Source organism: Sphingobium sp. FW306-1B-F04DB, from assembly GCF_058781925.1.
The window spans coordinates 12,936-36,724 of the sequence record NZ_JBYSXE010000042.1; the positions used below are offsets into that span (position 1 = coordinate 12,936).

Below are 23,789 nucleotides of genomic sequence, written 5' to 3' on the forward strand. Positions count from 1 at the left end.
TGCCCCTAAACTGACCTATCCCGTGCTGGGGATGCTCTGGGGCCTGAACTGCGCTGTTCTAGCTGTTTCGCGTGGGTTTGAAGGAGAAACCTCAAAGGTGAAAATTAGGGGGAACACGCCGCCACGTCAGAAGGTATAAGCCACCCCCATAGCGGCGCTAAATTGATTGGGGTTGCCGCGCATTGCCACGATTGGCGAATTTGCAAAATCGCTTAGCAGTCGTTGATAATGGACCTTCGCACCCAGCGCGAAACCCTTTCGCAAATCACCACGCAGCGAGACCGCACCGCTCAGACCAAAGGCGGCGCTCTTCACGCCGCCGTTCGGCCGATAGAACGGCAGCCCGCTGGACGCACTCGCATCGCTGTCGATGCCGAAATAATAGCGAGCATAGCGTGCACCCACCACATCAAATGATGCCGAAGCGGAAACCAACACGGCTTTTGAGAGCGGCGCAGTATATACAACCGAGGGTGTAACAATGAAGCTCCTATGTACAGACCCGAGGTCATAAGCCCCCGAAATCTGTACCGTAAGCGAGTCACGATGCGATGTTAGAATGCCCGTCCGGGTGAAGCCAATTTCGACTCCGCCTTCTACCGCCACCTTGCGTTTGCGGATTAGCGCGACAACCGGGTCGTGTGGTGTTCCCGTGCGATCCAGATTGAGATTGACGAACGGTGCGACGCTGAGCTTGAATGTCTGCTTACGATACTCGGGCACCAGATCAATACCCAACGAGTTGCCCTGCCAAGCAATCGAATGGCCATGCACTCGCGCAGTGGCGCCCGCGACGGGTCCAAAAATATAATCGTCTGACCCCTCATAATCACTCCCCACCGCTGCCCCTACAACCACCGTAAGTCTATCGGGTGCCAGTCCCTCCCCGGTTTCATCTGGGTCTGGCACGACCACAAAGGGTGGGGGTATAATGGGCGTGGGCAGAACCCTGGCGGGCACGGCCACCTGTGCGACAGCGGGCGTCGCCGTGCCCGTGATGAGCACAACCAACGCTAATCCGAATACGTCATTTCGCCTTAAAATGAAGGACATGAATGTCATCCTTCTGCGGGGCGTTACGCTCTCGAGCCCACGCTACATCCATTTTCGGTGGGCCGGAACCTGCCATATCGATCCGCGCGGCTGCGCAGCCGCCGGATGCTCGACCAGCGCGCCTGCCTGACGGCAGTCCCGTCGACTTCGAGAAACAGTCTGAGGTAGCGTAGCCTATTTTGGTGTCCGCGAAACCGGCCCTTCGATATGCGGGTCGCGGCCCAGTCCCATCACTTTGAAGACAGGTGCAGTGGCAGCAAGCCCGTGCCGCTCCAGGGGGCGGGAGCAAATCCTGGGCCCCCGATCTCGACAAGCGACGAAGTCAGGCGCGGGCTCACGACGCGCGTAAATTCTCCGCAGAGCGTGGTTTAGCGGTCCGGCCTTGACATGCCGTAATATGTGGAGATGCGCTGGCCGTAGATGTCATCAAATTCCGGCGCATCATCGAGCCGGTAACCCGGGCTTCCCTCCAGCATCTCCTTTCCCACGCTGATCACATAACCACCCTTGGCCGGATCGTAGGAGAGCAATTCCCAGGGGAGCGGATGATAGCTTTGGCCGAGACCGAGAAAGCCGCCGAGCGACAACACCGCATAGGCAACGTGCCCCGTGGTCTTGTCGACCAGAAAGCTGCTCACGGTGCCGATCTTGCCACCGTCGACTCCATAAGCCGCCGCGCTTTTCACGAGGTTTGCGGCAAGGAAGCGATGTGCTCGCTGGGACATCAGAACCTCCGAAACTGCGACCCTTCGCAGGACTCTCTGAACCTCGATCGTTCAACAGTCGATGTAGGTGTCCGTTCCTTTCCGAACCGGCGGTGCCTTCAAATGCCGGGACTTCAGCGTGCCTCTGTGAGGAGAAAAATCAATGTGATCGCGACGAACCGCGACGGGGTCTTGAGCCGGGCGGAGTTCGACGCCGGCCACAAGACGATGCTTGGCCGCAAGTCGCTGGGCTGAACTGGATCCTGAAAATTGCGGGGGCGCACAAATTGGTCGTATGGCGTCCGAAGCGCTTCACCCGCCCGCCAGATTGAGGTCGGACATTTTGCGCGCCCGGTCTGCCAGACAACCCATCGACGCCGATTACAGGGATATGCGACACTCGTTCGGGAAAGATGTATTATCGATCTGAGATGACTCGGCTCCAATCACTTGCGCCGTAGCGCCTCAGATCGGACGAACCTCAGGTCATGATGCACCCAAACCGGAGCATGGCGGACGCGTAAATACTTGCGCAGGCGATCGTCAACACAATCCCCGAGCCGTTCATCGTACTTGACGAACGATTTTGCGTGCTGGCAGCCAGTCGCTCCTTCTATCAGACTTTCGGCGTTGATCGCGAACACACACAGGGCAGTCTGCTTTACACGCTGGGCGACGGACAATGGAATATCCCGGCCTTGCGCGCCCTTCTGGAGACGATCATTCCAGAGCAGACATCGATGGAAGACTTTGAGGTCGAGCACGATTTTCCGAATATTGGTCACCGGATCATGCTGCTGAACGCGCGCAAGGTGCACTACGACAACAATGCCGACGCGACGATTCTCTTGGCCTTCAGGGACGTCACGGCCCGGCGCGCCATCGAGCGCGAGAAGGAAGGGCTTCTCAAGCACATCCTCGCCGCCCTTCAGGGAGAGAAGTCATGAGCGATCTTGTCACACAATCCAGAATGAATGCTGCCGTCGAAGCAGAGGAATACAACCTCGTTGCCACCCTCAAGCCGAAGATCATGATCGACGGCAACCAATGGTGCGTCTTGTGGGGTGAGAATCTACAAGATGGCGTATGCGGCTTTGGCGACACGCCATATCTGGCGATCCTCGATTTCAACAAGGCGTTCCACAATCCAGCGAGGAAGCCATGACCGACACATCACAACCGCAGCCCATCGACACCATAGCCTCAGCATGGGAACCGAGCGAACGGGAGATTGCAGAAGCACAAGCGCAGGTGACGCAGGCGGATCGTGAAGCGGCGGCGGATTTCGTCGAGGGATGGGAAGCCATCTACGAGGGCACTGATTGCGGCCCGACTACCGTGCATGGCGAGTTTCTGCGCACTGGCGACCACGACAGGGAAATGTTGGTCCAAGCCTTCGCCCGCCACCGCCAGCACTCGGATAACGCGCTGCGGGAATTGATCGAACGCGCGGCTGAGATCGTGCCCGATTATTACGTGAATTGGCACGCCGCCGCCCGCGCCGCGCTCGGCGGGCGTTAATCAACTAGTCGGGCGGCCTCGGTAACGGAGCCGCCCGATCCCTTTTCCAACGGCCATGATGAGCAGGCCACCCGCGAACCACCCGAGATAACCGCCAACCATCTCTGGCCAGCCGCCGCCCTTGAGCGCCTGGTCCCAGGCTCCGACCAAACCGCACACGGCCACGGCCACCAGCGAATCACGGATGCCTTCGCGCTTGTACGCGACCACCCCGATCAACACCCACGCTGCGGCCCCCGCCGCCATCACTATGTCGTTGTCCATGTGGCCATGATGACAGCGGTAACGCGCGCGCTCAAGAGGGGCGCCGGGCGTTAGCCATTGGGTTCGGTTCCGCAAGGTTTTTCGTGCCTAATTTTGAGTATGTTAGCCAACCCAAGCCATTGATTTATTTCAATTGTGCAACCCCGGCTCGGGCCTCCACTCCCAAAAAATCCTGACAAGATGTGCTGACGCGCACAAGCCGTTGACGTTGAACGGCTTAGACTTTGCGCACGGCTGATGTATCGTTGTTTCGATTCGATAATCGAGCGGTCGCAGTTCGATGGGTGCAGGCGGCAATGGCGCAGGGGAGCGCCGCCGGTGCAACCCTATGGAGGGATGATTGCGCGCCGAATTCTTCTACGCGTCCACGCTTTCGCTCGCGCTGATGCTGGCGCCCTCACCCGCCGCCGCCCAATCCGCGCGGCCGAGCCTGCAGGAAAGCTTTCGGCTGGGCAGCGGGGGGGGCGTGCTGTGCCGCGTGCAGAACAACAGCGCGGACAAGGCAATTTCGGGGATGTTCGATCGCGCCTGGGTGATCGTGTGCCGCGACGCGGCGCGTCCGATCGGCCAGCTTTACGGTATTCGCAAGGGTGAGGATGCCGCGCAGCGCATCGCCGCCGCGCGCACCGAGCAGGTCAGTTGCGGCGCCGAATCGCAAGGCACCGTCGAAGGGCTCGGCAGCGTCGCGGTCACCGAATGCAAACTGGCGAGCGCGGATGTCGGCTATCGCATCTATCGGTACGACGACGGCAAGGTCACCTGGTTCGCGCAGGGGCTCGCGGGCTATAACAGCGCGCTCCAGCTCGGCCTGCGCACGGTGGTCGCAGACCAGATCGTTCCCGGCGAGATATCCATCGCGACTACGGGCGTGGCCGACCCCGCCGCCTTTGCGCGCATTCAGGCCGGGACGCTCGATCCCGCGCAAACACTCGCCGAAGGCTATCGTCGCAACAATTCGGGCGACTATGCCGAGGCCGCTGAATTCTTCGAAACGCTCCAGCAGCGGCTCGCTGCCGAGGATGCGGTGATGGAGCCGAAGGATGCCGCCAGCCGAGACGAACGGCTCAACGAGTATCTGGTCAACCGCGCGCTCCAGCGCTCCAATCTTGGTGAGTTCGCCGAGGCTGAGGCGCTGTTCGCCGAGGCCGACCGCATCGCGACGCTCGATCCCGTGCAGACGCGGCTGCGCCGCAATTTCGAGGCGCTGCACCTGATCAACCAGCGCAAGCTCGGCGACGCCAAGGCGGTGCTTGCGCGCCCCGTGGTGGCGCTGGGCGAGATCGTCCAGAACGACAATGGCACGATCGAGCTCGGCGACCAGATTTCGGCGGAGATCAACAGCGGGCTGCGCAGCAATCGCAGCCTCGGCGCGACCCAGAGCACCGCCCTGACCCCCGAGGAACGCGCCGGGATCCTCGACGCGCAGGCGCTCCATCTCCGGGGCACGATCCTGCGGATGGAGGGCAGGCCCGCAGAGGGCCGCGCCGAGCTCGAGCGCGGGCTCGCCAACGCGGTTGCGATTCGCGACGGGCGCGTCACCTCGATCACGCGACTGCGCGCGCAGATCATGGCCGAAATCGCGCTGAGCCATGAGGATCAGCGCAATTACGCCCAGGCCGAGGCGGTGCTGCGCGATGCGCTGACGCTGCTCTCCACCAGCTATCCCGAGACACAGGCGATGAACGGCGCGCGAGCGCGCATGGCGGCCTTTCTCGCGCGGCGCGGCCAGCAGGATGAAGCGCTGTCGCTCTATCGCGAGGTGGTGAAGAGCACGACGGACAATCGCGAGGCGGCAACGGGGCTCGCCAACCAGCTCGCACCCTATTTCGCGCTGCTTGCCGAGCTGGCGCCTGCGCGGCCTGAACTTGTGGGCGACATGTTCCTCGCCAGCCAGACGCTGGTGCGGCCGGGCGTCGCCGACACACAGGCGATCCTTGCGCGCGAGCTGCGCGACAGCGGCAGCGAATCCTCGCGGCTGTTCCGCCAGTCGATCACGCTCTCGCGCGATATCGAGCGCGGACGGATGGAGCTTGCGCGGCTTCAGCGCGCCGGGAATCCCGACGCTTCGGTGCGTCAGCTGATCGCGTCGCAGCGGGCGGACATCGCCGCGCTTGCGGAGCAGCAAGCCGCGACCCAGGCGCAACTCTCGGCCTTCCCGCAATATCGCGCGCTGTCCACCGATGCGATGACGCTGGCCGAGCTTCGTGCCGCGCTCAAGCCGGGCGAAGCCTATTACAAGATGGTCGCGGTCGGGCGGCAGGTCTATGCGATCTATGCCGATGCCGAGGGTGCGACCGGCTTCCGCCTGCCGATCTCGACGACGACGCTCGAAGCCAAGGTGGCGGGGCTGCGCGACACCATCTCGATCGAGGAAGGCGGGCAGCGCGTCACCTACCCGTTCGACGTCAAGCTCGCGCATTCGCTCTATACCGACCTGTTCGGTTCCGTGGCGGCGCGCATGGACAAGGCGCGCCACCTGATCTTCGAGCCCGACGGTGCGATGCTCCAGCTTCCCGTCAACCTGCTCGTCAGCGACAGCACGGGAGTCGACGCCTATCTGAAGCGCGTCGAAGATCCCGATGCGGATGCCTTCGACTTTCGCGGCATGGCCTGGCTGGGGCGCGACCAAGCCGTCAGCACCGCCGTCACCGCACGCAATTTCCGCGATGCGCGCCAGACGCCGGCGTCACGGGCATCGCGCCAGTATCTCGGCTTCGGGCAGAACAGCCCGATTCCGGGAGGCGTGCTTCAGGCGTCCGCAGCACGCGGTCCCGGCAGCCGGGGCGGGCTCGACTGCAACTGGCCGCTCAGCGAATGGAACAAGCCGATCGCGGCGACCGAACTGCGCAGCGCGGCCTCGCAGATCGGCGGCGCGGGCACAGACATCGTCACCGGATCGGCCTTTACCGACACCGCGATCCAGGCGCGCGGCGACCTGTCCGATTTCCGCATCCTGCACTTCGCGACGCACGGGCTGGTCACCGCGCCACGCCCCGAATGCCCCGCACGCCCCGCGCTGCTGACCTCGTTCGGCGACACGGGATCGGACGGGCTGCTTAGTTTCCGCGAGATCTATGACCTCAAGCTCGATGCCGATCTCGTCATCCTGTCGGCCTGCGACACCGCGGGCCAGGCGAGCCGGGCGGCGACGCGCGAGGCGGGGCTGACGACGGGCGGCGGCTCGGCGCTCGACGGGCTGGTGCGCGCGTTCATCGGCGCGGGCGGCCGCTCTGTGGTCGCGAGCCACTGGCCCTCGCCCGACGATTTCGACGCAACCGAGCGGCTGATCGCGGGCCTGTTCCAGTCGAGCGCGACCGACAGCGTCGCCGAGGCGATGCGCAAGACCGAGGTCCGGCTGATGGATGAGGCCGCGACCTCGCACCCTTATTACTGGGCGGGCTTTGCGATCGTCGGCGATGGCGCGCAGCAGCTGATCGTCACGCGCTAGGGCGTCGTGGTGGGGGAAGACATCGTCATCGACGGCAGCGAACACCGGCCACGGGGATTGAGGCGCAAGCTCGTGCGCCTGTTCCGCCAGCTCGGCCCCGGGCGACTGGCAGCGACGATCCTGTTCCTGCTCGTCGCACTGCTGGTCGCGCGCTACAGCTGGCTCGTGCCGCTGGCCGGCCAGGCCGAGCGCGCGATGTACGACCTGCGGCTGTCGTGGACCGCGGCGAAGGTCGATCCCGATCCGCGGATCGTGATGGTGGTGTACAATGACGACACGCTGATCGAGACGCGCAAGCGCTCGCCGCTCGATCGCGCCACGCTGTCGCGCGCGCTCGTCAATCTCGATCGCATGGGCGCGAAGGCGATCGGCATCGATATTCTCGTCGACCAGCCGCAGGACGAGGACGAGGAACTGCTCGAGACCTTCCGCTCGATGCGAACGCCGACCTTCCTCGCCTATGCGTCGGCCGAGAGCAATGCCGAGGACATCCAGTTCAACCAGCAAGAATTCCTCGAGAGCTTTCAGAAGAGACTCGCGGATACGCGCGTGAGGCCGGCGAGCATTCGCTTCCAGGTCGATGGGGACAATGTCGTGCGGAGCTGGCCGCAACGGATCGCGGCGCTGCCCCCGCTGCTCTCGGTGGCGATGACGGGCGGCCAATCGCGCTTCGCCGACTATGACCGCTCGATCCGCTTCCGCATCCCCGCCGAGGCCGACCGCGCGGTCTTCGATGCCTTTCCTATTCAGCTTTTCGCCAATGACGACACCGCTGCGGCCTTCGCCGATCAGGTTCGCGGCAAATATGTGCTGCTCGGCGGCACGATCATCGACGTCGACGAATTCGAGACGCCGCTCAGGCCGGTGACGGGCAAGAGCATGTGGGGGCTCGAAGTCCATGCGCACATGCTCGCGCAGCTGCTCGACGATGGCTGGCTCGAAGCGCTGCCGCGCTGGGGAACATGGGGCATCGCCGTGATGGTGGTCGTCGCGGGCGCATTGTCGAGCCTGCTCGGCGGGGCGTGGTGGCGCGTTACGCTCTTCCTCGCGGTCCAGCTCGTCTTCTTTATCGGCTATCCGATCTGGCTGCAGGCAAACGGCACCGACACGCAGAACCTGCCCGCATTCGGCTGGATCGTCGGCTGGGTGATCGCCTTTGCTGCGATCGGCACCGCGGCGCGCGCGGTGGGGTCCGAACAGCGCCGTTTCGCGCAATCGGCGCTCGGCAAATACCTGCCGCGCGATATCGCCAACCAGATCCTTGCCGACCCCGACCGGCTCGCGCTCCACGGCGAAAAGCGCGAAATCTTCGTCGTCTTCACCGATCTCGAGGGCTTCACCAAGCTAAGCCACGCAATCCAGCCGGAAATGGTCGCGAAGCTGCTCAACCGCTATCTCGACATGATGAGCGACGTCGTCCTCGAATATGGCGGGACGATCGACAAGTTCGTCGGCGACGCGGTCGTCGCCTTCTGGGGCGCTCCGATCGCGCGGCCGGACGATGGCGAGCGCGCCGCACGCGCTGCCTATGCGATGTGGCAGGCGGGCGAGAAATTCCGCCGCAGCGTTCCTGAGGGCGTGCCGCCGATCGGCCAGACGCGCGTCGGCCTGCATTTCGGCGAGGCCATCGTCGGCAATTTCGGCGGCGAAGGCCGCATCCAGTACACCGCGCTCGGCGACAGCATGAACACCGCCTCGCGGCTCGAAGCAGCCAACAAGCAACTCGGCTCGGGGGTGATCGCAAGCCGCGAGGCGGTGGAGCGTTCGGGGCTCGACTGGTGGCGACCAATGGGCCGCGTCTTGCTGCGTGGCCGCGCTACGCCCGTCGAAATCTTCGAGCCCGTACCTGAGCTTGCGTCCAGTGACCGTGATCACTTCAGGGCGGTCATGAATCGTATAGCAGATGGTGACAATATGGCGGTGCGGGAACTGGAAAGCCTCGCAAATGCAAAGGGTGACGATGCGGCGTTATCCAACCTGGTATATCGTTTGAAACACGTGGAATCTGGAGGAAGCTATGTTCTCGACTGACCGGATCCTGCTGCGCGGCGCGATCGCGATCGCAGCGCTCACCGGGCTTGGCGGCATCGCGCTTGCCGAGACACTGGTGGTGCGCGCGGGCGGCCCCTCCGCACGCAATTATCCCGCGGGCAAGACGCTGGCGCCCAGTGCGAAGATCACGCTCGTCGCGGGAGACTCGCTGACCGTGCTCGACAGCAAGGGCACGCGTACGCTGCGCGGCCCCGGCAGTTTCAGCGCCGAGGCATCGGCGGGCGCGCAGACGAATACCAGCTTCAGCCGGCTCGTCTCGACGCAGAACAAGCGCCGGGCGCGTACCGGGGCGGTACGCGGTACCGACCAGACCGCGCGGCCCAGCAACCTCTGGGACGTCGACACCGGCCGCAGCACGACGAGGTGCGTCGCCGACGCCACCGGCCTGAGGCTCTGGCGCTCGGACAAGGAAGGCGGTGCCGCACTGACGCTGACCAACGACGCCACGGGCAAGGCGAGCAAGATCGCGTTCCGCAGCGGCACGCAGGAGGCGAGCTGGCCCGCGGAAATGCCCGTCACCGAAGGCACGCGCTACACGCTGAGCCGCGCAGGCCAGGCAGCGCCGGTCAAGATCACCTTCGCACGCTTCACGGGCGATACGCAGGATCCCGCCGCAACCGCCTCGGCCCTGCTCGCCAAGGGGTGCAACGCGCAATACGAACTGCTGGTCGCCGCGCTCGAGCAGCAGGATGGCGCGCTCTGACCGCCGCGGCGCAGGCCGGTGAAAATAAAGGCGAAAATAGCGCGTGAGGCGGGGTTGCGCCTTGCCTCACCGCGGCTTCGCGGGTAACCCCTCTCAGTCTCAAGCACTGCGCATAAGCAGGCAGATCAATGCCTCGATGGTCGCCGGGGCCGGTTCTGGGGATGACGGCTTCAGCGCCACCCCCTGTACTTGCGTAAAGCGCTCCTCCGCCGGAGCGAGGTGACAATTGTTGGGGGCACCGCGCCCTGCCGCGGTGGATGGGGATCTGTCATGCAGTCTGCGCGTTCCGGCGTCGCTTTTCCGATTCTGCTTCTGGGTTCGGTCGCGCTTCCCGCTGTGGCGCATGCGCAGCAGGTCGCACCGACGCGCGAGGAAATCCAGCGCCAGCGCGTGCTGACGCCCGAAGCGAAAACCTCCCCGCGACTGACGGTCGAGGGCGATATCGAGCGCGCGCCCTGCCCGCTCGCCGATCCGCGCTTCGCCGATATCCGCGTCACCATATCCGAGGTGCGCTTCAACAACCTGACCGCGATTCCGGCCGAGGCGCTCAGCGCGTCATGGGCGCGGTATCAGGGCCAGTCGGTGCCGATCGCCACGGTCTGCGAGATCCGCGACGAAGCCGCGACGATGCTGCGTCGCATGGGCTATCTCGCCGCGGTCCAGGTACCGCCGCAGAAGATCGAGAACGGCGTGGTCCAGTTCGACGTCCTGATGGCGAAGCTCGTCGGGATTCAGGTGCGCGGCGACGCCGGACGTTCCGAACGCCAGATCGCGGGCTATCTGGAAAAGATCCGCGAACAGCCGGTCTTCAACATCCACGAGGCCGAACGCTATCTGCTGCTCGCGCGCGACCTTCCCGGCTATGACGTGCGCCTGACGCTGCGCCCGGCAGGCACCGTGCCGGGCGAGGTGATCGGCGAGGTCGCGGTGCTGCACACCCCCATCGAGCTCGACGCCAATATCCAGAACTACGGATCGAAGGATGTCGGCCGCTTCGGCGGTGTCGCGCGTATCCAGTTCAACGGACTGACGGGTCTCGGCGACCAGACCACCTTCAGCGTCTTTTCGACGGCCGATTTCGATGAGCAGGTCGTGCTCCAGGCGGGGCACGCCTTTCGCATCGGCAGCAACGGGCTGACGCTTTCGGGCGATTTCACCTATGCGTGGACGCGGCCCGACATTGGCGGCGGGCTGGACTTCAGGTCGAAGACGCTCGTCGCCAACCTGGCGCTCAGTTATCCGATCATTCGCAGCCAGGACGCCAGCCTCTTTGCCACCGGCGGGCTCGATTATGTCGACCAGAAGGTCAACTTTCTCACCGACCCGCCGACACCGATCAGCAAGGACAATCTGCGGGTCGCCTTTCTCCGCCTCGACTATGACGCGATCGATCCCGACAGTCTGGTAAGCACGCGCGGCTATTCGGCGGCCGAACCGCGCTGGCGCACGGGCGCCTCGCTCGAACTGCGCCAGGGGCTCGACATCTTCGGTGCGAGCGACGCCTGCGGCGACGGCTTCGTCAACTGCGCCTTCCCCAACACGCCGATCAGCCGGATCGACGCCGATCCGACCGCCTTCGTCGCGCGCGCGTCGGGGATCGCCGAGTTCCGGCCCTCCCCGCTGTTCGCGATCAGCCTTGCGCCCCGTGCGCAATGGGCGCCCGATCCTCTGCTCAGCTATGAGGAATTCTCGGCGGGCAACTATACCGTCGGGCGCGGCTATGACCCGGGCTCGATTATCGGCGACAGCGGGATCGGTGTGCAGGCCGAGCTGCGCTATGGCAGCATCCTGCCACACGGTGCGAACGACGTTGCGCTCCAGCCCTATCTCTTCTTCGACGCCGCCAGGATCTGGAACGAGGATACGACGCTGGTCGTGCTCGGGCGAACCAAGCTCTATTCGGCGGGGGGCGGCATCCGCGCGGCCTGGGGCGATCACGCCCGGCTCGATGCGGGCGTCGCGGTGCCGCTGCGCCGTACCGGATTGCAGCTCGGAAAGCCCGACCCGCGGTTTCTCGTCTCGCTCACCGTCAAATTCCTGCCGTGGAGCCGCTGATGCGCATCCCGTCCCAACCCCGCCCAACGCTCCCTGCGAAACTGCCGCGCAAACAGAGCCCGCTGCTCGCCAGCTGCGCGATCGGGCTTGCGCTGGTCGCGGTTGCGCGCGCGCCCGAAGCCAGCGCCCAATCCTTTGACGGTTCGGTGACCAGCGCGACGGGTGCGAGCGTGCTGACATCGCCGGGGCGAACCGACGTCACGGTCACAGCGCCGCGCGCGGTGATCAACTGGCAGCCCACCGACACAGTCGCCGGCGCCGCACCAATCCAGTTTCAGTCCGCGCCGGGGACGCCCACCGACGGCGCCTTCTTCAGCGGCAATGCTGATTATACCGTGCTCAACCGCATCCTGCCGACGGGCGCCGCGACGGGGCGCGCGATCACGCTTAACGGGCGCGTCGTCAGCCAGATCGACCCCGGCTCGGGCGCGCCGGTGACGGGCGGCAATGTCTGGTTCTACAGCCCCGGCGGCATCGCGATCGGCGCCAATGCGACTTTCGACGTCGGCAGCCTGCTGCTCTCGACGCTCGACGTCACCGACGCCGATTTCCTCGATGGCGACAGTTCCTTCAGCTTCAATACGGCCGACGGCAGCACCGCCGCGATCACGATCGCGCCGGGCGCCGTCATCAGCGCGCTCAACGAGAGCAGCTATGTCGCGATGATCGCGCCGCGCGTCGACCAGGCGGGCACGGTGAACGTCAACGGCACCGCGACCTATGTCGCCGCCGAACAGGCGACGATCACCATGCCGGGCGGGCTGTTCAGGATCGACGTCACGCGCGGGACCACCGCGGCCGCCGCGATCTCGCATTCGGGCACGACAACCGGTCCGGGATCGACCGGCGCGGGTGACGCCCACGCGATCAGGATGGTCGCGGTTCCCAAGAACAGCGCGATCACGATGCTCGTCGGCGGCGACCTCGGCTATGCGGCCTCGGGCGCAGGCGTCGTCAACGGCGTCGTCCAGCTCTATGCGGGGTATGACCTGCCCGACGGCACCACGCCGACCGCGGACAATGGCGGGTTCGCTGCGGACATCGCCGTGGCCGGGCCGACGGGCGGCGGCGTGTTCCTGTCGTCCGACCTGATCGCGCGCGCATCACGCGACATCAGCATCGTCGCGAGCGAAGCCAATGGCGGCATCTTCGCGACGGGCGGCATCTCGCTGCAGGCCGATCGCAACGCGATGCTTTCGGCAACCCGCAACTTCACCGTGAACGGCGACCTGACCGTCCGCGGCGCCAGCCTCGCCAGCGGCATCCTCGGCGAGGAATCGGGTTATGGTGGCGTGCTCAACGTCACGGGCAATCTGCTGTTCGATGCCAGCAACACCGGTGCTGCGGGCGGCGGCACGGGCACCGGCGGGATTGCCGGGCTGACCGTGCCGACGGGCTCGCTCAACGTTGGCGGAACGCTCGACATTCTCGCCAACGGCACTGGCGGATCGGGCGGCGGCAACGGCGTTGGCGGGACCGCGCGGCTAGCGGTCACCGGGGGCTCCGTCGATCTGGGCAACATCACGATCAGCGCCGACGGCTTTGGCAATGGCAGCCTCAACAGCCCCGCGCTCAACGGCGGCGACGGCACGGGTGGCCTTGCCGAGTTCACGCAGGGCGGCGGCGATTTCCTCGCCGACTTCCTGTCGATCTCGGCCAACGGCACGGGCGGCGAGAATGACATCAGCCTGCCCGGCGGCAGCGGTGGCGCGGGCGTTGGCGGCGACGCGAACTTCATAAAGAGCGGCGGCATCCGTACCGAGGTCAGCTCGGGTCTCAATCTCGCTGCGCTGGGCAATGGCGGCGCGGCCACCGCAACGGGCGGCAACGCCACCAGCGGCGATGCTGTGCTGCAGGTGACGGGAGCAACCACCACGCTGGGCTTCGTGACGGTCGACATCTCGGCCACCGGCGGCAGCGCGGGCACTGGCGGCACTGATGGCGGCGCGAGCGGCATTGGGCACAGCGCGCGCATTCTCGCGGGCGGCGCAGGCACCACGCTCGACGCTACCGCGGGCATCATCGTCAGCGCCGATGCAAGCGTGGACGCGAACGGCGCGAATGGCGGCGATCTTGCCGCGGGCGCGATCCAGATCGAGGCGCAAAGCGCCGCCACGATCACCGGCGGCGGCTTCAGCCAGTTCTTCGCCGAGGCATTCGCGAGCAGCATCGCCGACCGCACTGGTGCTGCGCGCGGCGGCAGCATCTCGATCGGCGGAGCCGGCGGCAACGTCACGCTCAACGGCTCGGCGCTGCTGAGCGTCGGCGGCTTCTCGGGCGACGCCAATATTGCGAGCGGCGCCTCCGTCGCGGGCAGCGCGACGCTGTTCGCGAGCAATGGCGGCTCGCTCACCTTCGCCAACAACCTCGAAGTCTATGCCGACAGCGTCGGCGGGACTGCGCCGACGGGCTCGAACGCGACGGGCGGATCGATCCTCGCCTATGCGGAAGACGGTACGCTCACGCTCGGCACCTCGGCGCTTTTCTCGGCGACGGGAACCGCGGGCTTCAACACCGGAGGGACCGCTCCTGGCACTGGCACCGGCGGAACGATCACGATCCAGAGCCGCGCCACCGCAGCCGATCTTTCCGCGATCGTTCTCGGCGATTTCGAAGGGTCGGCCGCCGGATTCGGGGTCGAGGAAGGCGACGGGTTCATCCCGACCAGCGGCAGTGCGGGTCACGGCATTGGCGGGGCAATCGCGGTCGAGATGCTCGGCGGCACGCTCAACGCGGCGACGGTCAGCCTCGACGCGAGCGCCTTTGGCGGCGTTTCGCTGTCGACGGTCGGCGGCGCAGCGCCCACCGGGGGGAACGCGACCGGCGGCACCGCGCGCTTCACCATGTCGGGTGGAACCGCCACGGTCGACACGCTTTCGGTCGTCTCCACGGGGTTCGGCGGTGGCGTCGATTCAGGGGCAAGCGATCCGGTTGCCGCGCTCGCGGGCTCGGGTACGGGCGGCAGTGCAACCATCAACACGACCGGCGGCACGCTGAACACGATCGGAATTACGGTGCGGGCGGACGGCTCGGGCGGCGCGGGTGCGTCGTCCTTCGACGGCGCCACGTCTTCCGGCGCCGCGGGGCTTGGTGGCATTGCACGCATGACGATTGGCGGAACGGCCGCGGTCAATGCGGGAACCGTCGACATTCTTGCGATCGGGACCGGCGGCAATGGCGGCGATACCGCATCGGGCCTCGCATCGGCGGGTGGTGCGGGAACCGGCGGGTTTGCCGAGCTTTCGATTCTTGGCGGCACACTGTCGGCAAGCAGCGCGCAGATTTCCGCCGATGGTCAGGGTGGACGCGGTGGCGTCTCGTCGGACACGGGAACGCCCGGCGACGGCGGAATCGGGCGTGGCGGCAGTGCGCGGCTCCGTTCCAAGGGCAATTTCTTCGCAATCACCGATCTCGCAATCGGCGCGCGGGGCCAGGGCGGCGCGGGCGGTTACGAGTTCGGCTATGGCCAGGGCGGCGGTGGTGGCAATGGCGGCACAGGCTTTGGCGGCGGAGCGGCGCTCGAGCTCGACTATGACCCCGTCATTGCATCGCTGCTGATCGATGCCAGCGGCATTGGCGGCACGGGCGGCGACGGCGTTACCGGCGGCAATGGCGGTGACGGCTTTGGCGGCATCAACACCGGTGGCGGCGGCGCCAAGCTTAACCTCAATGCAGGCGCTCTCACCGTCGACACCGCGGTCATCCAGTCGGACGGCACGGGGGGTCAGGGCGGCTTCGGCAGCGCGGGCAGCGGTGGCAATGGCGGCAATGGCACAGGTGGCGACGCGACAATCGCTGTTTCGGGCGCGGGTGCGGTGCTGACACTGTCACCCGACAGTTCGGCAAATGCGACCACGCTTTCGGCCTATGGTGTCGGCGGCGGCGCGGGATCGAGTTCGATCGACCCGCTCGGGATCGGCGCGGCGGGCGGCAATGGCGGCGCCGGTACTGGCGGCACTGTGCGCGTGGACATACTGAATGGTGGCCGCCTGCTCGCGGGCGCCTTTGTCGGGATCGCGGCCGCCGGCTTGGGCGGCCATGCGAGCGACGGCGCGGGTGCGGCGGCGGGCGGCGGCGCGGGTGGAAATGGTGGTGCCGGCACGGGCGGCAACGCGCTGCTCAATCTCGACGGCGGCGTGCTGCTCGCCTTCGACCCCGGGGCTCCGCTCGACTGGATGATCAACGCCAACGGCTTGGGTGGCAATGGCGGTCTGGGCGGTGACGGCGCGACCGGGGGCGCGGGCGGCAATGGTGCCGTCGGTCGTGGCGGCAGTGCGCGGATCACCGCCAACAACGCAGAATATGCGCTCGGCGCGATCCTGCTCGACGCCGAGGGCTTTGGCGGCAGTGGGCAGTTCGGCGCGAACGGCGCCGTGGCGGGCATCGGCGCCGACGGCTTTGGCGGCATCGCGGGCTTCTCCAATAGTGACGACGGCATCAGCCCGCCGACGGGCGCACGCAGCCTCACCTCGCTCACGCTGATCGCCGAGGGCACGGGCGGTCTTGTCGCGGACCAGCCGAGCGGGCTCGATCATGCGGGCCGCGCCGAACTGACCGACACCGCGAGCACCAGCGGCGGTTCGGTGCAAATCGGCGCATTGTCGGCGCTGACGCGCGGCCTTGGCGGTCAGCCCGGCGCGGGCTTCCACCTGACCAGCAGCGGCGGCCCGCTGACCGTCAGCGGCGATGCGTTCATCGACAGCGGCGACATCGCGAACTTCGCATTCGACGGTGGCGGCCGTTTCGTCGTGGGCAACATCCTGTCGGTTCTGGCCAATGGCGGCATCGCCATCACCCACACTAACCCGCCGTCGGGCACATCATTCAGCTCGATCAGCGCGGGCCAGCTCGACTTCGCCACGCCCGGCAATTTCATCGCCGATGCGGCGAGCGTGCTGCGCAGCAATTCCTCGATCCTCATCACCGCGGGCGGGGACATCGCTACGGGCAACCTGTTCGCGATCGATCGCATCAACGCTTATGCCGGCGGCAACCTGACGCTGGGCAATGCCGCGGTCACCGCCACAGTCTTCCCGCCCTTTGGCGGGGCGCCGACGACCGGCGTGATCGACCTGATCGCCGGGAACGGATCGAGCGGTTTCGTGCCCGCCGATCTCACCATTACGGGCACCGTCACCGCGACGGGGCATGTCTCAGCGCAGGCCGGCGGCGACATTATCGTTGCGAGCGGTGCGAACGTGATCTCGGACAACCGCGTCACCTTCCGCTCGGGCGACGACATCCTCATCCGCACGGGCGCGCTGGTGCGTGCGGCGGCCAATCCGCTTCCCGAATTCGGCTATGGCGTGACGGGACCGCTGGACGAACCCGCGCTGCTCGACCTCGACGCGGGGGCGATCGCGGTTGCGCCGGCAGTTCCGGGCAATGTCGCCGCGATCATCGTCGACGGCACGATCGGCGCGCCCGATCGCGCGGTGACGCTGACCGCGGGCGCGATCCAGGCCGACGCCAACGCAATAGATTCGAAGAATTTCTATGCCCAGCTCCGCGGCGTGCCGGCTGCGGGCAGCCCGGCGAACGATGATGGCGGCCAGCTGCGTGCCGATTGCGTCATGGGCAATATCTGCCTCGGTGCTCTGGGTGCGAGCAACATCGTCCAGATCGGCCCCGCAAGCGGCACCGTCGACCTGCCCGCCCGGATCTCGCTCGCGGGCAACATCAACGCCGCCGACATCGTCATCCGCGCGCGCGATGCGCTCGATTTCCACGGCGCCGCCGCGATCCACGGCACCGACCGGCTGTTCCTTGCGGTGTTAGGTGGCAACCTCTCGGGTACCGGCGCCTTCGCGCTGTCGGGCGACAATCTCGTCAACGTCTATGCGGGCGGCAGCATCGTCGCGCCCAATGGATCAATCACCGGCGCGGGCAATCTTGGGCTTGGCGCGAGCGGGAACATCGATCTTCGCACGATAGCTGCGGGCGGGCTGCTCCAGCAAATCGACGGCAATGGCGCAGTGACGCAAACCGACGGGCTGACGCTTGCGGGCGCCTTCCGCGCCAGTACGCTGCTGTCGGTGGGTGGCGGCGATCTGCGGCTCGAGGCAGCGAACGGCATCGCGATCGGCACGCTCCAGATCGCGAACGGCAGCGCGCTGCTGCAGGCGCCGGGTGGCGCGGTCACCGTCAGCACCGACGTCCAGACCGCCGGTGGGGTCACCGCTGACGGGCAGTCGGTGACGCTCACCGCAATCGGTGACCTCATTGTCTCCGATGCGCTCGCCTCCTCGGGCGCGATCACGCTCACAAGCAACACGGGCAACCTCTCGCTCGGCGCGGCCAATGCGGGGACCGCCTTCACCGCCAATGCACGCGGTACCGCGACATTCAACGGCCAGGTCGCCGCGCAGACTATCGCGGTCAGTTCGGGCGACATTGCCATCGGGGGGGGCGCCCAGCTTGGCGTCATTGGTCGCACCACGAGCGTATCGCTGACCAACAGCGATGTGACGCGCCAGACCTTTATCGGGGGTGTTGATACGGCTGCCGGATACAGCCTGTCGGCGGTCGAGATCGGCCGCATATTCGGCAACTCGATCGGCGTTACCGCGCCACGCGTCGCGACGCTGGCGCCGACTTCGGTCGGTTCTACGCGTGCGCCCGATGTGATCGTGGGGGCCTTCACGCTGACGGGGCGTGCGGGGGGCGCGAGCGGCAATCTGGGGTCGGGCACGCTCAGCATCACCACGCCGGGCAAGCTGCGCGTGATGGGCGCGGTACAACTGAACGGACTCACCGCCGCCAACCGCTTCGTGATCACAGCAACCGACGCGTTGGAAATCGACGCGGCGACGGGTTCGATCAGCCTGCGCGATGCGGCGGGCGGGCTAGGCGGCGTGCTCGCGATCGGTTCGGACGATATCATCGCGGCCTCGCTCAAGGCGATCACCGATGTCGGCGCGGCGGGGGCGACGGATGCGATCGACGACCGGCTCGCGGTGAACGATGGCGCGGTCAGCGAGGACGGCTATTTCAGCGCCAACCGTATCGAGGTGACTGCGCGCAACGGCTTCTATGTGCAGAATTCGGGCGCAACCGACGACTTTGCGGATCGCCGCGGCTTCACTGTCGGTACGGGCGGCATGGCGATCACCACGGGCAGCGCCGCGACGCGCATCGTCATCAACGGCCGCCAGAGCGACGGCGCGGGCGGCTTTGTCACCGGCGTCGACCTGATCGATCTTGTCAGCACCAACGGCCGGACCGGCCGCGCGGTCACGGGCATCGACAGGCGCTCGACGATCAATGGGTGCCTGATTGCCAATGCGCTGTTCTGTTCTGGCATCTACATTCCCGAAAGCCCACTCAGCCGCGAGATCTTCGAGGTGCCGCTCGATCCCGAGAGCGCGGAGGAAGCGCTCAACCAGCTCTTCCCGCTGACGCTGATCGAGCTCCGAGATTTCGAGCCCTTCGGCTTCGAGCCGCTGATCGACGAGCCGATCACCGGCGCGGGCAACGACGATCTTTGGGTGCCCGAATGCGATCCCGCGATCGAGCAGTGCGAGAACTGAGCCCCCTCCCTTTCAAGGGAGGGGTTGGGGTGGGTGGCGAGCGCAGCGAGCCGGCAGCTCAATCACTTGCCCCAAACCCCTCCCCTGAAGGGGAGGGGCTTAACGGTTGACGCACGGCGCGTTTGCGGGGATTGGCTTCGCCCATGACCACAGACGTGCCACTCACGCTTTACAACAGCCTCACCCGTTCGGCGGAGATGTTCGCTCCGATCCACGAGGGTGAGGCGCGCGTCTATACCTGCGGGCCCACGGTCTATAACTACCAGCATATCGGCAATATGCGCGCCTACATCTTCGCCGACACGCTGGGGCGGACGCTGAGCTACAAGGGCTACAAGCTCACCCACATCATCAACATCACCGATGTGGGCCACCTGACCTCGGATGCCGATGAAGGCGACGACAAGATGGAAAAGGCCGCCGCCGCCGCGGGCAAGTCCGCGTGGGACATCGCCAAATTCTATACCCAGGCCTATTGGGCGGACATCGACCGGCTGAATATCCGCCAGCCCGAGAAATGGTCGATCGCGACCGACTATGTCCCTGCGATGATCGAATTCGCAAAAGAGATCGCGGACCGGCATTGCTACGAGCTCGACAGCGGCCTTTATTTCGACGTCTCGACGGTGCCCGATTATGGCCGGCTCGCGCGCCATGCAACCGATGAGGGCGAGAGCCGGATCGAGGCGGTGGAAGGCAAGCGCCATTCCGCCGATTTCGCGATCTGGCGTAAGACGCCAGCGGGCGAGGCGCGGCAGATGGAATGGGACAGCCCGTGGGGCCGTGGCGCGCCGGGCTGGCACCTCGAATGCTCGGTGATGTCCGAAGCGCTCCTCGGTCATCCCTTCGACATCCACACCGGCGGCATCGACCATCGCGAGATCCACCACCCCAACGAGATCGCGCAGAACCAGGCGCACGCCTGCTCGGCCGACAGCGGCGCGCGCATCTGGATGCACAACAATTTCCTGATCGACCGCGGCGGCAAGATGTCCAAGTCGTCGGGCGAGTTCCTGCGCTTGCAGCTGCTGGTCGATCGCGGCTTCCACCCCCTCGCCTTCCGCCTGCTGGCGTTGCAGGCGCATTATCGCAGCGAACTCGAATTCTCGTTCGACAATCTCGCCGCCGCGCTGACGCGGCTGAAGCGGCTGGTGATGGCGGCTCAGCCGCTGCGCGACGCCGTCGAGGCCGCGGTTGAGGACCGCCGGCTGCTCGACCTGCTTGCCCGCTTCGATGCCGCGGTTTCCGACGACCTCAACACCGCGATCGCATTGACCGCGCTCGAGGAGGCGGTCGCGCTCAAGAAGGTCGATGCGGGACAGAAGCGCGCTGCGGTCGCGCGCATGGACGCGGTGTTCGGCCTCGATCTGCTCACGCTCGATCGCGCCGCGCTGCGCGTTCGCCCTGCCGATGCGCCGATCAGCGAGGGCGAGATCGAAGAGCAGCTCGCGCTGCGCAAGGAAGCGCGCGCCAACAAGAATTTCGCGGCATCCGACGCGATCCGCGATGCGCTGATCGCCAGCGGCGTCGAGGTGATGGACGGCGATCCGCTGGGCTGGGACTGGGCGGTGCGTCTCGATTGATCCCGGCCGAAGCGCCGCGGTGGGCGGTCAAAACTAGTTGCATCGAGAAACTCATTCTATATCGTCTGGCGCTCGAAAATGGCGGGGCAAGACGACAATGGAGAGCTCGAACCACATGACCAGCATCAACGCCGTATTCCCCGCGCTCGCCCGCCCGCTGATCGAGTCTCACCTGCCGGATGATATCGAGCCGCACTGGTTCATGGCCAAGGACGAGGCGATGGCGCTCGCGCCCCAAGCCGAGATCGGCTGGTTCGACATGTACGACAAGAGCGACATGGCCGAGACGATCGCGCGCGCCGACAAGATGAAGTGGCTCAACTCACTCTATGCCGGCGTCGACGGCATGCCGCTCGAACTGCTGCGCGAACGCGGCACGATCGTCACCAACGGTGTCGGTATCAACGCGATCACCATCGCCGAATATGTGCTGATGGGCATGCTGACCATCGCCAAAGGCTATCGCGAGGTCGTGCGCGCGCAGGATCGCCACGAATGGCTGACCGATTCGCCCGGCAAGGTCGAGCTTTATGGCTCGAAAGCGCTCCTGCTCGGTTATGGCGCGATCGGGAAGCTGGTCGAGGAACGGCTGAAGGCGTTCGCGGTCGATGTCACGATCGTCCGCCGCACCCCCGGCCCCAATACGCTGACCCCCGATCAGTGGCGCGACCGGCTGGGCGATTTCGACTGGATCATCCTCGCCGTCCCCGCCACCCCCGAAACCGAGCGCATGATCAGTGCCGTCGAGCTCGCGGCAATGAAGGCGAGCGCTGTCCTCATCAACATCGCGCGCGGGGCGGTGGTCGATCAAAATGCGCTGATAGACGTGTTGCGGGAAAGGCGGATCGGCGGTGCGTTCCTCGATGTCACCGACCCCGAACCGTTGCCATCCGACAACCCGCTCTGGGACCTCGACAACGCGCATGTCACCATGCATCTGTCAGGCCGCGCGCAGACGCTGATGTTCCAGCGTTCGGCCGAACGCTTCCTGCAGAATCTGGAGTGCTACCGGACGGGCAGGCCGCTTACGCATCAGGTCGACCTCACGCTCGGCTATTGAGCGTGTGACACGCGTTGGAAAGCGCGTTAGACCCTTGCGGGACGGCATAAATCCGGCGTCATGACCGGGTCATTGCCCGCGCACAGGGCACGGTCCGAAAGCAGACGTCGCCATCGAGCGATGGGGGGAGAAAGCGGCATGACCAAGGCGTCCGATCTTTTCATCCAGTGCCTTGAGGAAGAGGGCGTCGAATATGTTTTCGGCGTTCCCGGCGAGGAAAATCTCGATTTCCTCGACAGCCTTTCGCGATCGGAAAAGATCAAGCTGATCCTGACGCGGCACGAACAGGGCGCGGGCTTCATGGCGGCGACCTATGGCCGGCATACCGGCAAGACGGGCGTATGCCTCGCGACACTCGGGCCCGGCGCCACCAACTTCGTCACCGCGGCCGCCTATGCGACGCTGGGCGGCATGCCGATATTGATGGTGACGGGCCAGAAGCCGATCAAGAAGTCCAAGCAGGGCCGCTTCCAGATCCTCGACGTAGTCGACATGATGCGCCCGATCACCAAATATACGCACCAGCTCGCCAGCGCCGACAATATCCCGAGCCGCATCCGCGAGGCGTTCCGTTTGGCCGAGGAGGAAAAGCCGGGCGCGACGCATCTCGAATTTCCCGAGGACGTCGCCGAGGAGCAGACCGACAGCCGGCCACTCACACCCAGCCTCGCGCGTCGCCCCTCCGCGGAGGAAAAGGCGGTGCGTGCGGCGGTGAAGATGATCGAGCACGCCAAGGCGCCCTTGCTCGTCATCGGTGCGGGCGCGAACCGCAAGATGACCGGGCGAATGATCCTCCAGTTCGTCGAGAAGACGGGCATCCCCTTCCTCACCACGCAGCTCGGCAAGGGGGTGATCGACGAGACGCATGCCAAATTCGTCGGTTGCGCCGCGCTGTCGGCGGGGGATTTTGTCCACAAGGCGATCGACGCGTCGGATCTGATCATCAACATCGGCCATGACGTGATCGAAAAGCCGCCCTTCTTCATGAAGAATGGCGGGACCAAGGTGATCCACGTCTCGACGCGGTCGGCCGAGGTCGACCCCGTCTATTTCCCGCAGGTGGAGGTGATCGGCGATATCGCCAACGCTATCTGGCAGATGAAGGAGGACATCGTTCCCCAGCATTGGGGCTGCGAAAAGATGCTCGCCGCGCGCCAGGCCGAAATCGCGCACACCGTCGCGCTCGAGAACGACATGCGCTATCCGATTGCCCCCTGCTACCTCGTGAAGAAGATCCGCGAGACGATGCCCGCCGACGGGATCATCGCGCTCGACAACGGCGTGTACAAAATCTGGTTCGCGCGCAACTATCCCGCGCGCAAGCAGAACACCGTGCTGCTCGACAATGCGCTTGCGACGATGGGCGCGGGACTGCCCTCGGCGATGGCCTCGGCGATGGTCTATCCGCATCGCAAGGTCATGGCGATCTGCGGCGATGGCGGCTTCATGATGAACAGCCAGGAGATGGAGACCGCGGTTCGCCTCGGGCTGAACATCACCGTGCTGGTCCTCAACGACGGCAGCTACGGCATGATCCGCTGGAAGCAGGCCAATATGGGCTTCAAGGACTTTGGGCTGACCTATGGCAATCCCGATTTCGTCAAATATGCGGAGGCCTATGGCGCGCACGGCCATCGCGTCGAAAGTGCGGAGCATCTTCCCAAGCTGCTCGACCAGTGCCTCAACGCCGAGGGCGTCCACCTGATCGATTGCCCCGTCGATTATTCGGACAATGACCGGATATTGAATAATGAGATCAAGGAACTGAGCGCGCAGTTGTAATCAAGCCCCTCCCCTTCAGGGGAGGGGTTGGGGTG

14 protein-coding genes are annotated in these 23,789 nt (G+C 65.7%); 11 read left to right on the forward strand and 3 right to left on the reverse strand.

Translation table 11 applies throughout. The annotated features are described in order from the left end of the window. Window positions 1-126 precede the first annotated feature (126 nt). Together AC3WJD_RS16305 and AC3WJD_RS16310 are read right to left on the reverse strand one after the other, a co-directional pair. Window positions 127-1,053 carry a MipA/OmpV family protein gene (locus AC3WJD_RS16305; protein ID WP_492747763.1) on the reverse strand — a complete coding sequence of 309 codons (927 nt, stop codon included), beginning with the start codon at window positions 1,051-1,053 and terminating at the stop codon, window positions 127-129. A gap of 368 nt (window positions 1,054-1,421) precedes the next feature. Further along, the gene (locus tag AC3WJD_RS16310) at window positions 1,422-1,778 is read right to left on the reverse strand and encodes a PRC-barrel domain-containing protein (RefSeq protein WP_492747764.1); all 357 of its coding nucleotides are present in this window, start codon (window positions 1,776-1,778) and stop codon (window positions 1,422-1,424) included. A gap of 518 nt (window positions 1,779-2,296) precedes the next feature. Between AC3WJD_RS16310 and AC3WJD_RS16315 the strand changes: the two genes are divergently transcribed. Genes AC3WJD_RS16315 through AC3WJD_RS16325 form a run of 3 tightly spaced genes read left to right on the forward strand, consistent with a single transcriptional unit; the run spans window position 2,297 to window position 3,278 of the window. Continuing rightward, window positions 2,297-2,704: a PAS domain-containing protein gene (locus AC3WJD_RS16315; protein WP_492747777.1), complete on the forward strand. Its 408-nt coding sequence runs from the start codon at window positions 2,297-2,299 to the stop codon at window positions 2,702-2,704. Next, window positions 2,701-2,922, forward strand: coding sequence for a hypothetical protein (locus AC3WJD_RS16320; protein WP_492747765.1), 222 nt, complete (start codon window positions 2,701-2,703; stop codon window positions 2,920-2,922). The genes AC3WJD_RS16315 and AC3WJD_RS16320 overlap by 4 nt, the downstream gene beginning before the upstream one ends. Continuing rightward, the gene (locus tag AC3WJD_RS16325) at window positions 2,919-3,278 is read left to right on the forward strand and encodes a hypothetical protein (protein ID WP_492747766.1); all 360 of its coding nucleotides are present in this window, start codon (window positions 2,919-2,921) and stop codon (window positions 3,276-3,278) included. The genes AC3WJD_RS16320 and AC3WJD_RS16325 overlap by 4 nt, the downstream gene beginning before the upstream one ends. Here AC3WJD_RS16325 and AC3WJD_RS16330 read toward each other — a convergent pair whose 3' ends face one another. Beyond that, the gene (locus AC3WJD_RS16330) at window positions 3,279-3,542 is read right to left on the reverse strand and encodes a hypothetical protein (RefSeq protein WP_492747767.1); all 264 of its coding nucleotides are present in this window, start codon (window positions 3,540-3,542) and stop codon (window positions 3,279-3,281) included. A gap of 340 nt (window positions 3,543-3,882) precedes the next feature. Between AC3WJD_RS16330 and AC3WJD_RS16335 the strand changes: the two genes are divergently transcribed. The 8 genes from AC3WJD_RS16335 to AC3WJD_RS16370 all read left to right on the forward strand — a co-directional run bounded on the left by AC3WJD_RS16335 (window position 3,883) and on the right by AC3WJD_RS16370 (window position 23,754). Further along, window positions 3,883-6,990: a CHAT domain-containing protein gene (locus AC3WJD_RS16335; RefSeq protein WP_492747768.1), complete on the forward strand. Its 3,108-nt coding sequence runs from the start codon at window positions 3,883-3,885 to the stop codon at window positions 6,988-6,990. Window positions 6,991-6,999: 9 nt separating this feature from the next. Further along, a complete protein-coding gene (locus AC3WJD_RS16340) occupies window positions 7,000-9,021 on the forward strand; it encodes a CHASE2 domain-containing protein (RefSeq protein WP_492747769.1) in 2,022 nt (673 codons plus the stop codon). Next, window positions 9,008-9,745: a hypothetical protein gene (locus AC3WJD_RS16345; protein ID WP_492747770.1), complete on the forward strand. Its 738-nt coding sequence runs from the start codon at window positions 9,008-9,010 to the stop codon at window positions 9,743-9,745. Before AC3WJD_RS16340 ends, AC3WJD_RS16345 begins: the two co-directional genes overlap by 14 nt. A gap of 270 nt (window positions 9,746-10,015) precedes the next feature. After that, the gene (locus AC3WJD_RS16350) at window positions 10,016-11,800 is read left to right on the forward strand and encodes a ShlB/FhaC/HecB family hemolysin secretion/activation protein (RefSeq protein WP_492747771.1); all 1,785 of its coding nucleotides are present in this window, start codon (window positions 10,016-10,018) and stop codon (window positions 11,798-11,800) included. Continuing rightward, a complete protein-coding gene (locus AC3WJD_RS16355) occupies window positions 11,800-19,329 on the forward strand; it encodes a hypothetical protein (RefSeq protein WP_492747772.1) in 7,530 nt (2,509 codons plus the stop codon). Before AC3WJD_RS16350 ends, AC3WJD_RS16355 begins: the two co-directional genes overlap by 1 nt. Window positions 19,330-19,472: 143 nt before the next feature. Further along, window positions 19,473-20,912: a cysteine--tRNA ligase gene (cysS, locus tag AC3WJD_RS16360; RefSeq protein WP_492747774.1), complete on the forward strand. Its 1,440-nt coding sequence runs from the start codon at window positions 19,473-19,475 to the stop codon at window positions 20,910-20,912. Between the two features lie 115 nt (window positions 20,913-21,027). Continuing rightward, window positions 21,028-21,972 (forward strand): D-2-hydroxyacid dehydrogenase, encoded by a 945-nt coding sequence (locus tag AC3WJD_RS16365; protein WP_492747775.1) that lies wholly within the window; start codon window positions 21,028-21,030, stop codon window positions 21,970-21,972. A 138-nt stretch (window positions 21,973-22,110) separates the two neighbouring features. Beyond that, window positions 22,111-23,754, forward strand: a complete 1,644-nt coding sequence (locus AC3WJD_RS16370) for an acetolactate synthase large subunit (protein WP_492747776.1) — start codon at window positions 22,111-22,113, stop codon at window positions 23,752-23,754. Window positions 23,755-23,789 lie beyond the last annotated feature (35 nt).